The 12,177-nt window shown below is 75.5% G+C and carries 11 protein-coding genes and 1 riboswitch; of the genes, 4 read left to right on the forward strand and 7 right to left on the reverse strand.

Features of this window, described 5'->3' with window-relative positions:
* Positions 1-79: 79 nt before the first annotated feature.
* A riboswitch (cobalamin riboswitch) is annotated at positions 80-155 on the reverse strand.
* A gap of 103 nt (positions 156-258) precedes the next feature.
* Complete coding sequence (locus tag ACFWPI_RS18380; protein ID WP_380370529.1) at positions 259-927, reverse strand: TetR family transcriptional regulator; 669 nt, start codon at positions 925-927, stop codon at positions 259-261.
* Between the two features lie 215 nt (positions 928-1,142).
* Between ACFWPI_RS18380 and ACFWPI_RS18385 the strand changes: the two genes are divergently transcribed.
* The 3 genes from ACFWPI_RS18385 to ACFWPI_RS18395 all read left to right on the forward strand — a co-directional run bounded on the left by ACFWPI_RS18385 (position 1,143) and on the right by ACFWPI_RS18395 (position 4,384).
* The gene (locus ACFWPI_RS18385; protein WP_079135554.1) at positions 1,143-2,453 is read left to right on the forward strand and encodes a glycosyltransferase family 4 protein; all 1,311 of its coding nucleotides are present in this window, start codon (positions 1,143-1,145) and stop codon (positions 2,451-2,453) included.
* A 123-nt stretch (positions 2,454-2,576) separates the two neighbouring features.
* Complete coding sequence (locus ACFWPI_RS18390; RefSeq protein WP_363372252.1) at positions 2,577-3,326, forward strand: methyltransferase domain-containing protein; 750 nt, start codon at positions 2,577-2,579, stop codon at positions 3,324-3,326.
* Positions 3,323-4,384, forward strand: coding sequence for a hypothetical protein (locus ACFWPI_RS18395; RefSeq protein WP_063347384.1), 1,062 nt, complete (start codon positions 3,323-3,325; stop codon positions 4,382-4,384). The genes ACFWPI_RS18390 and ACFWPI_RS18395 overlap by 4 nt, the downstream gene beginning before the upstream one ends.
* 148 nt (positions 4,385-4,532) lie before the next feature.
* On the opposite strand, the gene ACFWPI_RS18400 is transcribed toward ACFWPI_RS18395, so the two are convergent.
* The 4 genes from ACFWPI_RS18400 to ACFWPI_RS18415 all read right to left on the reverse strand — a co-directional run bounded on the left by ACFWPI_RS18400 (position 4,533) and on the right by ACFWPI_RS18415 (position 8,639).
* Positions 4,533-5,453, reverse strand: a complete 921-nt coding sequence (locus tag ACFWPI_RS18400; protein ID WP_380337482.1) for a hypothetical protein — start codon at positions 5,451-5,453, stop codon at positions 4,533-4,535.
* Positions 5,454-5,648: 195 nt separating this feature from the next.
* Positions 5,649-6,626, reverse strand: a complete 978-nt coding sequence (locus ACFWPI_RS18405) for an N-acetylmuramoyl-L-alanine amidase (protein ID WP_380370534.1) — start codon at positions 6,624-6,626, stop codon at positions 5,649-5,651.
* Positions 6,627-6,633: 7 nt separating this feature from the next.
* Complete coding sequence (locus ACFWPI_RS18410; RefSeq protein ID WP_380370537.1) at positions 6,634-7,797, reverse strand: hypothetical protein; 1,164 nt, start codon at positions 7,795-7,797, stop codon at positions 6,634-6,636.
* A 185-nt stretch (positions 7,798-7,982) separates the two neighbouring features.
* Positions 7,983-8,639 carry a class I SAM-dependent methyltransferase gene (locus ACFWPI_RS18415; protein ID WP_380370540.1) on the reverse strand — a complete coding sequence of 219 codons (657 nt, stop codon included), beginning with the start codon at positions 8,637-8,639 and terminating at the stop codon, positions 7,983-7,985.
* A 176-nt stretch (positions 8,640-8,815) separates the two neighbouring features.
* On the opposite strand from ACFWPI_RS18415, the gene ACFWPI_RS18420 reads away from it, so the two are divergent.
* Complete coding sequence (locus ACFWPI_RS18420) at positions 8,816-9,907, forward strand: alcohol dehydrogenase catalytic domain-containing protein (RefSeq protein ID WP_380370542.1); 1,092 nt, start codon at positions 8,816-8,818, stop codon at positions 9,905-9,907.
* 120 nt (positions 9,908-10,027) lie between these two features.
* Here ACFWPI_RS18420 and ACFWPI_RS18425 read toward each other — a convergent pair whose 3' ends face one another.
* Together ACFWPI_RS18425 and ACFWPI_RS18430 are read right to left on the reverse strand one after the other, a co-directional pair.
* On the reverse strand, positions 10,028-10,201 hold the full coding sequence (locus ACFWPI_RS18425; RefSeq protein WP_380370544.1) for a hypothetical protein: 174 nt from the start codon (positions 10,199-10,201) through the stop codon (positions 10,028-10,030).
* 167 nt (positions 10,202-10,368) lie between these two features.
* Positions 10,369-12,132: an ATP-binding cassette domain-containing protein gene (locus ACFWPI_RS18430; RefSeq protein ID WP_380370547.1), complete on the reverse strand. Its 1,764-nt coding sequence runs from the start codon at positions 12,130-12,132 to the stop codon at positions 10,369-10,371.
* Positions 12,133-12,177 lie beyond the last annotated feature (45 nt).

The raw sequence follows: 12,177 nt of genomic DNA on the forward strand, positions 1-12,177 counted from the left end.
CGGGGCCGTTCCGTAGTCCTCGACGGTGCCGGGCGGTGCGCGTGGCGGGCCCGGGCTGGCCGCTCGCCCCTCCACGGGCGGTCCGACTCGCCCGGGCCGTCGCGGGGGCCGGGCTCACGGTTGCGGGGTCAGCGCCGGATTCGCACCGGCTTCCCCCGGGGGAGGGACGGGATGAAGTTGTGCTGTCCGTCGACTCTAACCGCCGGGGGCGGCCGGCCCCTCCTGCCCGGGCAGGAACAGGTTCCAGTCAGGGCGGGGTCAGGGCAGGGTGAGCAGCCGGGCCGCGGTGTGCAGGTCGGCCCGGACCTCGGCGATCGAGGCGCGGCCGGAGAGCCAGGCGACCAGGGCGGAGTGCCAGGTGTGCTCGATCACCCGGACGGCCGCGCGCTGGCTCTCACTGGGTGGCCCGGACTGGCCGATGGCGTCCAGGATGAGCTGGCCGGTGGCGGTGCTGACCTGGTCCACCTCGGCGCCGACGGAGCGGTCCGCGAAGGACAGCGCCCGGACCATCGCCTCGGCGAGCAGCGGTTCGCGCTGGAGTGCGTGGAAGGCGCGGGTGAGCGTGTCGGCGACGCGCGGGGCCGGTTCGGGGTCGGTCGGCGGGTGGCGCCGGATGTGCTCCTGGAGGCCCTGCAACTGCTCCAGCATGACCGCGACCAGCAGGTGCACCTTGGACGGGAAGTACCGGTAGAGCGTGCCGAGGGCGACCTGCGCGGTCTCCGCGACCTCCCGCATCTGCACCGCCTCGTACCCGCCGCGGGCGGCCAGGGCGGTGGCGGCCCGCAGGATCCGGCGCCGGCGTTCGGCCTGGCGGGCGGTCAGCGGCGGCTCGCCCGGCTGCGCGGGGGGCGGGGTGGTGGGGCTCGTAGAGGTGGTCGGCGGCGGCAAGGAGTGCTCCCGGGGCGCGTGGGTGGCGGCGTGCTCCACAAGGTCGGCAGGGTCGGCGTGGCGGGAATCACCAGCCCTGGCTCCTGAGGGAAAGCTACGGGCCGGTATCTTCGAGGTCTCTCATTGTTCACATGGTCGATGACGAGTTCCACAGCCACTGAAACCTGATCTACTTTAGCGACCGGCGGCAGCGCCGTCGCCAACGCAGAGACAGCAGCAGCACAGGAATAGCAGCTAGAGATGAGGGCCCGAGGATGACCGCGCAGCCGCTGCGGATTGCCCTGCTGTCGTACCGCGGGGACCCCTTCTGCGGCGGTCAGGGCGTGTACGTGCGCCACCTCTCCCGTGAGCTGGCCAGGCTCGGCCACCACGTGGACGTGATCGGTGCCCAGCCGTACCCGGTGCTGGACGAGGTCGACGGCCCCGGTTCGGTGCGCCTGGTCGAGCTGCCCAGCCTGGACCTCTACCGCGCCGAGGACCCGTTCCGCACGCCCGCCCGCGGCGAGTTCCGCAGTCCGGTGGACGTGCTGGAGTTCGCCACCATGCGCACCGGCGGCTTCCCCGAGCCGCTGACCTTCTCGCTGCGCGCCCGCCAGTACCTGGCCCGGCACAAGGGCCGCTACGACGTGGTGCACGACAACCAGACGCTCGGCTACGGCCTGCTCGGCCTGGCCCGGCACGGCTTCCCGCTGGTCACCACGATCCATCACCCGATCACCGTGGACCGGCAGTTGGAGCTGGACGCGGCCACCACCCGGGTCAAGCGGCTGTCGCTGCGCCGCTGGTACGCCTTCACCCGGATGCAGCGCCGGGTCGCCGCCCGGCTGGACCACGTGATCACCGTCTCCGGCACCTCGCAGCGCGAGATCGCCGAGCACCTGGGCGCCGCGCCGGGCGCGATCTCGGTGGTGCCGATCGGCGCCGACACCCGGCTCTGGTCGCCCTCCGAGGAGATCGCCCGCGTCCCCGGACGGATCGTCACCACCTCCAGCGCGGACGTCCCGCTCAAGGGCCTGGTGTTCCTGGTCGAGGCGCTGGCGAAGGTGCGCACCGAGCGCCCCGCGCACCTGGTGGTGGTCGGCAAGCCGCAGAAGGAGGACGGCCCGGTGGCGGAGGCGGTGCGCCGCTTCGGGCTGGCGGACCACATCGAGTTCCGCAGCGGCCTGACCGACCAGGAGCTGGTCGACCTCTACCGCTCGGCCGAGGTGGCCTGCGTGCCGTCGCTGTACGAGGGCTTCTCGCTGCCCGCCGCCGAGGCGATGGCCACCGGCACCCCGCTGGTCGCCACCACCGGCGGCGCGATCCCCGAGGTGGCCGGGCCGGACGGGGAGACCTGCCTGGCCGTGCCGCCGGGGGAGCCGGACCGGCTGGCGGCGGCGCTCGGCCGGCTGCTGGACGACCCGCGGCTGCGCGCCCGGCTCGGCGCGGCCGGCCGGGAGCGGGTGCTGGCCCGGTTCACCTGGGCGCGGGCCGCCGAGCTGACCGCCGACGCCTACCGGGCGGCGATCGCCACCGGGGCCGGCGCCCGGGCCCGCTCCGGGCCGGGCTGGCGGTACGTGCCCTGAGTCGCTCCGGCCGCCCTGCGCGGCGCCCGCCCGGCGGCCCCGGCCGCCCGGCGCGGAGCGGTAGCGGATCGAACTGACGCGGCGTCAAGTCCGCTTGGTAGCAAAAGGAATGGGAGCCCTGCAGTGCTGACCGTCGATTTCTCGCGCTTCCCGCTCGCCCCCGGCGACCGGGTGCTCGACCTGGGCTGCGGCGGGGGCCGGCACGCGTTCGAGTGCTACCGCCGCGGCGCCAACGTGATCGCCCTCGACCAGAACGCCGAGGAGATCGCCGAGGTCCAGAAGTGGTTCGCCGCGATGGAGCAGGCCGGCGAGGCCCCGGAGGGCGCGTCGGCGGTCGCGATGGAGGGCAACGCGCTGGCGCTGCCGTTCGAGGACGACTACTTCGACAAGATCATCATCTCCGAGGTGATGGAGCACATACCCGACGACAAGGGCGTGCTCAACGAGATGTTCCGGGTGCTCAAGCCGGGTGGGCTGCTCGCCGTCACCGTGCCGCGCTGGCTGCCCGAGAAGATCTGCTGGACGCTGTCCGACGAGTACCACGAGGTCGAGGGCGGCCACATCCGGATCTACCGGGGCGACGAACTGCTCGGCAAGCTCAAGGACGCCGGCCTGGAGCCCTACGGCACCCACCACGCGCACGCGCTGCACTCGCCGTACTGGTGGATCAAGTGCGCGGTCGGCGTGAACAACGACAAGGCGCTGCCGGTCAAGGCCTACCACCAGCTGCTGGTCTGGGACATCGTCGGCACCCCGGTGATCAGCACCCTCACCAAGGCCGCCGAACGGGCGCTCAACCCGGTCATCGGCAAGAGCTTCGTCGCCTACGCGTCCAAGCCGCGGCGGACCGAGCCCGGGCGCGTGGACGCATGACCGCCGCCGTCCCCGAGGCACTGCTGCTCGACGGGGTGCTCGACGCCGAGCAGGCCGCCGGCACCGTCCGCAGCATCCTGGCCGAACAGCTCCCCGACGGCGCCATACCCTGGTTCGCCGGCCACCACCTCGACCCGTGGGACCACACCGAGGCCGCCATGGCCCTCGACACCGCCGGCGAGCACGCCGCCGCCGAGGCCGCCTACCGCTGGCTCGCCGCCACCCAGAACCCGGACGGCTCCTGGTACGCCGCCTACACCGACGGCGCCGTCACCGACCGGGCCAAGGAGACCAACTTCTGCGCCTACGTGGCCGTCGGCGTCTGGCACCACCACCTCAGCGCCGGCGACGACGCCTTCCTGGACTGGATCTGGCCCGTCGTCCGGCGCGCCCTGGACTTCATCGTCGGCCAGCGGCTGCCCGGCGGCCCGATCGCCTGGCGCCTCGACGAGGACGGCACCGCCACCGACGAGGCGCTGCTCACCGGCTCGTCCAGCATGCTGCACGCGCTGCGCTGCGGGCTGGCCATCGCCGAGTACCTGGAGGAGCCGCAGCCCGACTGGGAGCTCGCCGCCGGCCGGCTGGGGCACGCCATCACCCACCACCCCGAGCGGTTCCTCGACAAGGGCCGCTACTCGATGGACTGGTACTACCCGGTGCTCGGCACCGGACTGCGCGGCGACGCGGCGCTGGAACGGATCGACCGGGACTGGGACCGCTTCGTCGTCCCCGGCCTCGGCGTGCGCTGCGTCAGCGACCGCCCGTGGGTGACCGGCGGCGAGAGCGCCGAACTCGCCCTCGCGCTCTGGGCGATCGGCCGCTCCGACCGCGCCGTGGAGATCCTGCGCTGGATCCAGAAGCACCTGCGGCACGAGGACGGCTCCTACTGGACCGGGTACGTCTTCGAGGACGACGCCGTCTGGCCGGAGGAGCGCACCACCTGGACGGCCGGCGCACTGCTGCTCGCGGTCGCCGCGCTCGGCGGCGACCCGGCGACGGTCGCGGTCTTCGGCGGGGAGCAGCTGCCCGCCGGGCTGGTGGTCCAGGACTGCTGCTGAGGCCCGTAGCCGTGGCCGATGCCGGTACGGACGGCTGAGGCCCGTACGACTGCTGAGGCCCGTACGACGGTTGAGGCCCGTACGGGCAACGCGAAGGGGTGGGGCCGGAGAGATCCGGTCCCACCCCTTCGTCGTACTGGCGGGGGCGTCAGCCGCGCTGGATGCCCGAGGTGTCGGCCAGCAGGCCGACGGTGCCGTCCTGCAGCTGGGCGACCAGCGCGCTGCCGCGCTGCTCGACCGCCAGGTACCAGGTGCCGGGCACCAGCTCGCCGACGGGGGCGCCCGCCGGGTTGTCCTTCGACGCCAGCGAGCGCGGGGCCGGGACGGCGAACCAGAACGGTGCGAAGTCGGCCGCCGGGGCGGCCGGGGTCGGCTGCGGCTGCGCGGCCGGGACGGGCTGCGGGGCGGCGGCCGTGTCCTGCGGCTGACCGGCCTGCACCGGCTGGGCCTGGCCGGCCGCCGGGTAGCCGTAGCCACCGGGCTGGGCGCCGTACGCCGGGGCCTGGTTCGGGTCCTGGCCCGGGGCCGGGTAGCCGTACTGGCCGGGCTGCGCCGGCTGGCCGGGCTGGCCCGGGGCCGGGTAGCCGCCCTGGTAGGGGACGGCCGCCGGACGGTCGGCGACCAGCGGTGCCTTCAGCGCGGGCACCAGCGGCGCGGCCGCGGCCGCACCGGCCAGCACGATCAGCGCGATGAGGCCGAGCCAGGCGCCGAAGCCGTGCCCGAAGCTGCCGCCGGCCGGGCCGCCGCCCAGCGACCACAGCGCCGTCCACAGCGCGACGACGGCGAAGGCGATGCCCCACTGGTCCAGCCGCAGGCCGAGCACCTGGCGCCCGGCCGCGGCCTCGCCCTGGAAGCGGTGCAGCAGGATCAGCACCGCGGCGGCGATGCCGAGCAGGTAGATCGACGGCAGGATGGGGAACAACTGGGTGCTCCACGCGTTCTGCGACGTGTCGCCGCAGTACCGGCCGGTGCAGTCCACCGTCCAGTAGGGCAGGAAGGAGGCGATGAAGAGCAGGACGGCCGCGCCGGCGACGGCGGCGTCTCCCCTGGTGAGAGCGCGCAGATTCACTAACGTTCCCCTCGTTGACGTGTCGTGGACGGCGGTTCGTGCGGTCGGGCTGACCGGCCGAAACTCCCGAACGGACCAGAAGCCTAGGCCCAACCGCACCGCCGGTGCACGGCGGGACCGGGAATGGGGCGAAGTCGTTGCCAAAGGCGCGACCCGGGCGGCGCGCACGCCGTCCGCCGCCCCGGCCCAACTCCCTTACCGGGTGGTCAGATACGCCGTCAGCGCGTCGGCGATCCCCTGGGCCGCCCGCTGCCGCCACTGAGGATCCGTCATCCGTTTGGCGTCCACCGGGTTGCGCATGTTACCGCACTCGATGAACACCTTCGGCACCGTGGACAGGTTCAGGCCGCCCAGGTCGGAGCGGGTGTCCAGGCCGTCGCTCGCGGTGTAGTCCGCGTACGGCTCGCCCGTCGCGGCGCGGAAGTGCTCGCGCAGCAGCAGGCCGAGCCGGCGCGAGGGCTCGACGATCGCCGAGTTGTCCGCCTTCCCGGCCGCCACCTTCGCCGGGAGGATCACGTGGAACCCGCTGCCGCCCGCCGGACCGCCGTCCCCGTGCACCGACAGCGCCACGTCGGCGTGCGCGTCGGCGCCGGCCCGGGCGCGCTCGTCGATGCAGGGGCCCCACGGGCGGTCGCCGTCCTGCGCCAGCACCACCGTCGCGCCGCGGGCGGCCAGGATGGCGCGGGCCCGGTGGGAGACGTCCAGGGCGTACTCGGCCTCGGTGTAGCCGGAGTTGGTCTCGGTGCCGGTGGTGTCGCACTGCTTGCGGGAGTTGCCGATGTCGACCAGGCGGTTGATCTCGGCGGTGTGCGCGGAGTTGCCGGGGTTGTGGCCGGGGTCGAGCAGGATGGTGCGGCCGGTGAGCGCGGTGGGGGAGACCGGGGTGTCCGACGGGGCGGGCGTGTTCGGCGTCTGGGCTGGGGCGGGGGTTCCCGGCGTGGTGGTTCCCGGTGCGGTGGCTTCCGGGGTGGTGGCTTCCGGTGTGGCGGTGCCCGGTGTGGCGGTTCCGGCCGGGGAGGTGGCCGGCGCGGCGGTGCCGCCCACCGCGGCGGAGTGGCCGAGGGACTGCCAGCCCAGCCAGCCCGCCAGGCAGAGCGGAACGGCCGCGCCCACTGCCGTGGTGGCGCGCAGCAGGGTGGAACGGCGGGGCGGGCGGGAGTTCGGGCCGGTCACGGGTGGATCAGATCCTGTCCTGGGTGCGCGGGGTGAGGCCGTACGTGTCGGCGATCGGCTTCCACTTGCCCGCGAAGTCCTTCTTCGCCTGGGTGGCCTGCGGGTTGAGCTCGTCGGCCCGCTTCTTGTCGGCGGTGTTCGGGGCCGAGCCCGAGCAGCCCTGGCCGGCGACCGCCCGCGCCCAGTTCGCGTACGCCCGGTCGATGTCGGCCGACAGCTGCCAGGCGGACTTCAGCGACGCCATCGCGTCCGCGCCGCCCGGCACGTCGGAGGCGCTCAGCCCGGCGAGCTTGCGCAGCAGTCCGTCGCGCTGCTTGGCGCCGTTGTCGAACACCTGCGCCGCGCTCTCGATGTCGGCCTTCGCCGGGCAGCTGCTCACCTTGGCGACCGCGCTGCCGATCGGGGCCTTCGCGCTCTCACCCTCGGTGAGCAGGCCGTCCAGGGCCTGCGCCTGCGTCTTGGCGTTGGCGCCGGCACCGCTCGCGGTCGGGGACGGCGCCGCGGCGGACGAGGCCGGGTCGGTGGCGCCGTTCGGCGCGGCGTCCGTACCGGTGGGCGCCGGGCCCGCCGACGGGTTCCCGGTGGACGTCGCGGAGGCGGACGGCGGGGCGGGCGAGGCCTGGTCCTTCTTGTCGCCGCTGTTCCGGGCGGCCACCAGCAGGCCGCCGCCGACCGCCACCACCAGGAGCAGCGCGAAGCCGATCAGCAGCGGCGCCTTCCGGTTGCTCGGGCGGTCCTCGTCGTCCAGGTCCTCGTAGCCGACGGGGTGGTCGGCGGGGTAGGCGGCGGGGTAGTCGGGCTGTCCCTGGTACGGGACGTACGGGGGCTGCTGCGGGCCGGCGGGCGGCTGCGGCGGGTACACGTAGCCGGGGCCGGGGGCCTCGCCGGACACGTAGCCGGGGCCCGGGGTCTGCGCGGACGCGCGGGAGGGGAACGGCGCCGGCGGCGGCACGGACGGCGGCTGCGGGGCGGCCAGGTACGGGCGGGCGCCCAGCGGCGGGCCCTGGTCCCCGACGGCGCCGGCGGCGGGCTGAGCGGGGGTGGGCTGAGCGGGGGTGGGCTGCGCCGGGGTGGGCTCGGCGGGTCGCTGCGGGCCGCGCACCCAGCCGCCCGCGCCGCCGCGCGCGGTGGGGTCCCAGACTGCCGGAGCGGTGTTGTGCTGGTCCGTCATGTGCCGCTAGCCCCCACCGTTAGCCCCCACCGTCCGCCGATGCTCTGCCTGGTGCTGCGCGGACACCGTACCGTTCGAACCTCCGCCCGACAGCTCCGGCACGACGTTAGAGCATCCGTGCAGGGCTGTGGGGCCGCTCGGCGGATCGGGCGGCGGATCGGGCGGTGGGCGGCTGGGGCGGGCGGCTAGCTCGCGGCGGTCCGGCGCAGGACGCGCAGCGAGCCCGTCACCGAGACCTCCTCGAAGCCCTCGGCCAGCGCCCGCAGGTACACCCGGTACGGGGCCTGGCCGCCGTCCGCCGGGTCCGGGAACACGTCGTGCACCACCAGCAGCCCGTCCGGCGCCAGGTGAGGGGCCCAGCCCTCGTAGTCGCCGGTCGCGTGCTCGTCGGTGTGCCCGCCGTCGATGAACACCAGGGCCAGCGGCCGCCCCCACAGCGCCGCGATCCGCGGCGAGCGGCCCACCAAGGCCACCACGTGCTCCTCCAGCCCGGCGGCGTGCAGCGTCCGGCGGAACCGCGGCAGGGTGTCCATCAGCCCCACCTCCGGGTCCACCAGCGTCGGGTCGTGGTACTCCCAGCCGGGCTGCTGCTCCTCCGAGCCGCGGTGGTGGTCCACCGTCAGCGCGGTCGTCCCGGCCTCCCGGGCGGCCGCCGCCAGCAGGACCGCCGAGCGGCCGCAGTAGGTGCCGATCTCCAGCAGCGGCAGCCCGGTGCGCCGCGCCGCCGTCACCGCCGCCGCGTACAGCGCCAGCCCCTCGTCCACCGGCATGAACCCGGTGGCCGCCTCGAACGCCGCCAGCACCTCGGCCGCCGGGCGGACACTCTCCAGCAGGTCGGACATGACGGTGCTCCTCGGGCTCGGGACGTGCGCGAACGCGTTCGACCCGGACCCTACTCGACGGTAGAGGGGTGGACCACAGCGGCCCTGGAACGTGTTCTAGTCGGGTCGGGTCGCCCGTGTCAGAATCGGGCCCGACCGTGGAAACCGAGCACACGAGGCACACCGGGAGCAGCCCCATGCGCGCAGCCGTCCTGCACAAGACCGGCCAGGAGACCCTCGACGTCCGGGAGGACGTGACGGCCGTCGGCTTCGGGCCGGGCGCCGTACGGGTCCGGATGCGCGCCGCCAGCCTCTGCCACTCCGACCTCTCGGCGATGAGCGGCGTCCTGCCGCAGCCCGCGCCGTTCGTCCCCGGGCACGAGGGGGCCGGGGAGGTCGTGGAGGTCGGTGAGGGCGTGACCGGCCTCGCCCCCGGCGACCGCGTGGTGCTCTGCTGGATGGCGCCCTGCGGCCGCTGCGCGCACTGCGAGCGGGGCCGCGGCCACCTGTGCATCGCCAGCCTGCGGCGGCTCGGTGCGCCCGGCTTCCGCTTCGAGGACGGCGGCGCGGCGGTCGAGGCCTCCGGGTTCTACGGCACCGGGGCGTTCGCCGAGGAGGTCGTGGTCGCCGCGGACGCCGTCATCAAGGTGCCCGCCGACCTGCCGTACGAGGCCGCCGCGCTGATCGGCTGCGGGGTGACCACGGGCGTCGGCGCCGCCGTCAACACCGCCCGGGTCGAACCCGGCGCCTCCGTCGCGGTGATCGGCGCGGGCGGGGTCGGGGTCGCCGCCGTGCAGGGCGCCCGGGTCTGCGGCGCCGCCCGGATCACCGTCGTCGACCCGGTCGTCTCGCGCCGCGAGCGGGCACTGGCCTTCGGTGCGACCGAGGCGATCGCCCCCGAGGACCTCAAGGCGGCGGCGAAGGGCCTGCCCGGCGGCGGCTTCGACTACGTCTTCGAGGCCGTCGGCCGGTCCGCCACCGTCCGGGCCGGCTACGACGCGGCCCGGCGCGGCGGCGCGGTCGTGGTGATCGGCGCCGGCGCGCAGGACGACCTCGCGCAGTTCACCATGGGCGAGCTGTTCTTCAACGAGAAGCGCCTGCTGCCCTCGCTCTACGGCGGGGCGCCGGTGGCCCGCACCATCGCCCTGGTCGTCGACCTGTGGCGGGCCGGGCGGATCGACCTCGACGGCATGATCAGCCACCGCGTCGACCTGTCGGACGTCAACGAGGCGATCGCCCAGATGCGCAGCGGCGAGGCGCTGCGGACGGTCGTGACGCTGGGGCGCTGAGCCGCGCGCCCTCCCCGAACCCGGGACCCCGAACCCAGGACCCCGAACCCAGGACCCAGGACGCGACGAGGGCCCGCCGGGGGGTGCTCCCCCCGACGGGCCCTCCCGGTGCGGGTGTGCTCAGCCCCGGTCCGCCGCGGCGCGGTGCCGGCCGTGCGGGTCGGCCTCGGGCTTGTCGTCGGCGGCGGACCGGCCCCGGTGCCGGCCGTGCGACGAGGTGTCCCAGGCGGTGCTCTCGTCGGCGTCGGTCCCGTTGGCCGTGGGTCCGGTGGTGTCGGTGAGGGTGTCGGACATCAGAAATCGTCTTTTCCGTGCGGAGGGTGCAGGTCATCGGCGCCCGGCCGGCGCTTGGCGGCGCGCGGTCGGGTCCCCGATCGGGCGCTCGGTACGCGCCACAGCCGGTGATCGCGGCCCGTGCCCCGGCCACCATAACGGCCGGAACGGACGAGATCCTATCGAGATCATGACGCGCGACCTGCCGTCGAACCCAGCCAGTGACCGACCAACTCGCGGTACAGCGGGGACAGCACCTGAAGATCGCCGTGCCGGGCGAGCACCCCCCGCCCGCCGTCCAGCAGCAGCACCCGGTCCGCGCGCAGGGCCGAGCTGATCCGGTGCGCGACCACGACGAGAGTCCCGGGCCGGGCGGCGAACGCCCGCTCGACCCGCTCCTCCGTACGAGGGTCCAGGTGGCAGGTCGCCTCGTCCAGCACCACGACCGGCGCCGGCGACAGATACGTCCGCACCAGCGCGAGCAACTGCCGCTCCCCGCCCGACAACACGCCCGGATCGCGCAGGACGGCCTCCGGGCCGCCCAGCCGCGCGACCAGTCGATCGGCCCCCAGCAAGCTGACGGCACGGGCGAGTTGCTCCTCCGTGACCTCCGGGGAGAGCCAGGTCAGGTTGGACCGCACCGGCCCCGGAAACACGTACGCCTCCTGCGGCACCAGCGCCACCAGCCGCGCCCGCGCCGCCCCCGCCAGCCCGTCCGGCCGCACCCCGCCCACCGACACGGCCCCGCCCGTCGGCGCCAGCACCCCGGCCAGCAGGGCCGCCAGCGTCGACTTCCCCGCCCCGCTCACCCCCACCACGGCCACGTGCTCCCCGGGCCCGAACCCGAACTCCAGGCCCTCCAGCACCGGCGCCCCGGCCCCGCCGTGCCCGAACCCCAACCCGCTGACCCGCACCTCCGGCTCCTGCCCCGGGGCTGTCCCGGGCGGCGCGCCGGGGGCGGCGTCCGCCGGGGGGTCGCTCGTGGTGGCGGCCAGGCGGTCCAGGACGACGGCGAGGTTGAGCAGCCAGCCGCCGACCGTACCCGCCAACGTCCTGACCGCCGGGTCGAGTTGCTGCAGCAGATAGGTCGCGACGCCGAGCAGTTCGCCGGGGGTCAGGGCCTCGCGGGCGAGCAGCCACGGCGCGGCGGCGAGGACGGCCAGGACGGGCAGCCGGCCGCCGAGGGCCACGACCAGCGCGCGCAGGGCCGAAGCCCGGCCCAGGGCGCGGGCGGCGGCGGCGCTCGCCCGGGCGGCCCCGGTCAGCGCCTCGGCGACCTGCTCCCGGGTGCCCGTGGCCTGCACGTCGCGCAACCCGTGCAGCGCCCGCCCCGCCTCGGCAGCCAGCTGCTCCTCGGCGAGCACGACCGCCCTCCGCCGCGCCACCAGCGGGCGCAGCAGACGGAAGAAGAGGAACCCGGCGGCGAGCAGCGGCAGCAGGACCAGCGGCAGGACGGCGGGCGCCAGCAGCGCCAGGCCGACCAGGGCGGCGACCAGGGTGACCCCGACGCCGCGCAGGGTGCGTAGCAGGGTGGCGGTCAACTGCCGTGCGGACTCCACCTGTTCGGTGAGCCGGGCGACCTCGGCCGGATCCGCCGATGGTCGGGCGAGCGCGCTGTGGACCACCCGCTCGACCAGGGCGTCCCGTAACGGCTCCACCACCCCCGCCAGGTGCGGGAACCCGGCCCGCGCCGCGTAGGCCCGGACGGCCATCGCGGCGCCGAACCCGGCCAGCCAGGCCACCCCGGCCCCCGGCCGCCCGGCCAGGAACCCCTGGTCGACGGCGGCCGAGACGAACAGCCCGGACAGCAGCGGCGGCAGCGCCTCCACCCCGGACCAGCCGAGCAGGCGGAGCAGCGGCCCGCGCGTGACGGCCAGTTGCCGGAACAGCAGCGCCCATCCGGGGGAGGCGGACGCGGGAAGTCGGCGCCGCCGACTTCCGGTGCCGGGCATTCGGCCCGCGCCGGGCCGGCGCGGGGCCCCGGCCGTTGCGGGCCG

This window comes from Kitasatospora sp. NPDC058492 (assembly GCF_042720685.1).
Lineage (GTDB): Bacteria > Actinomycetota > Actinomycetes > Streptomycetales > Streptomycetaceae > Kitasatospora.

Bases quoted from the DNA above. Each gene is read 5' to 3' on its own strand.
- ACFWPI_RS18385 (WP_079135554.1), top strand. From the start codon at position 1,143: ATGACCGCGCAGCCGCTGCGGATTGCCCTGCTGTCGTACCGCGGGGAC.
- ACFWPI_RS18395 (WP_063347384.1), top strand. From the start codon at position 3,323: ATGACCGCCGCCGTCCCCGAGGCACTGCTGCTCGACGGGGTGCTCGAC.
- ACFWPI_RS18410 (WP_380370537.1), bottom strand. From the start codon at position 7,797: ATGACGGACCAGCACAACACCGCTCCGGCAGTCTGGGACCCCACCGCG.
- ACFWPI_RS18415 (WP_380370540.1), bottom strand. From the start codon at position 8,639: ATGTCCGACCTGCTGGAGAGTGTCCGCCCGGCGGCCGAGGTGCTGGCG.
- ACFWPI_RS18420 (WP_380370542.1), top strand. From the start codon at position 8,816: ATGCGCGCAGCCGTCCTGCACAAGACCGGCCAGGAGACCCTCGACGTC.
- ACFWPI_RS18425 (WP_380370544.1), bottom strand. From the start codon at position 10,201: ATGTCCGACACCCTCACCGACACCACCGGACCCACGGCCAACGGGACC.
- ACFWPI_RS18430 (WP_380370547.1), bottom strand. From the start codon at position 12,132: ATGCCCGGCACCGGAAGTCGGCGGCGCCGACTTCCCGCGTCCGCCTCC.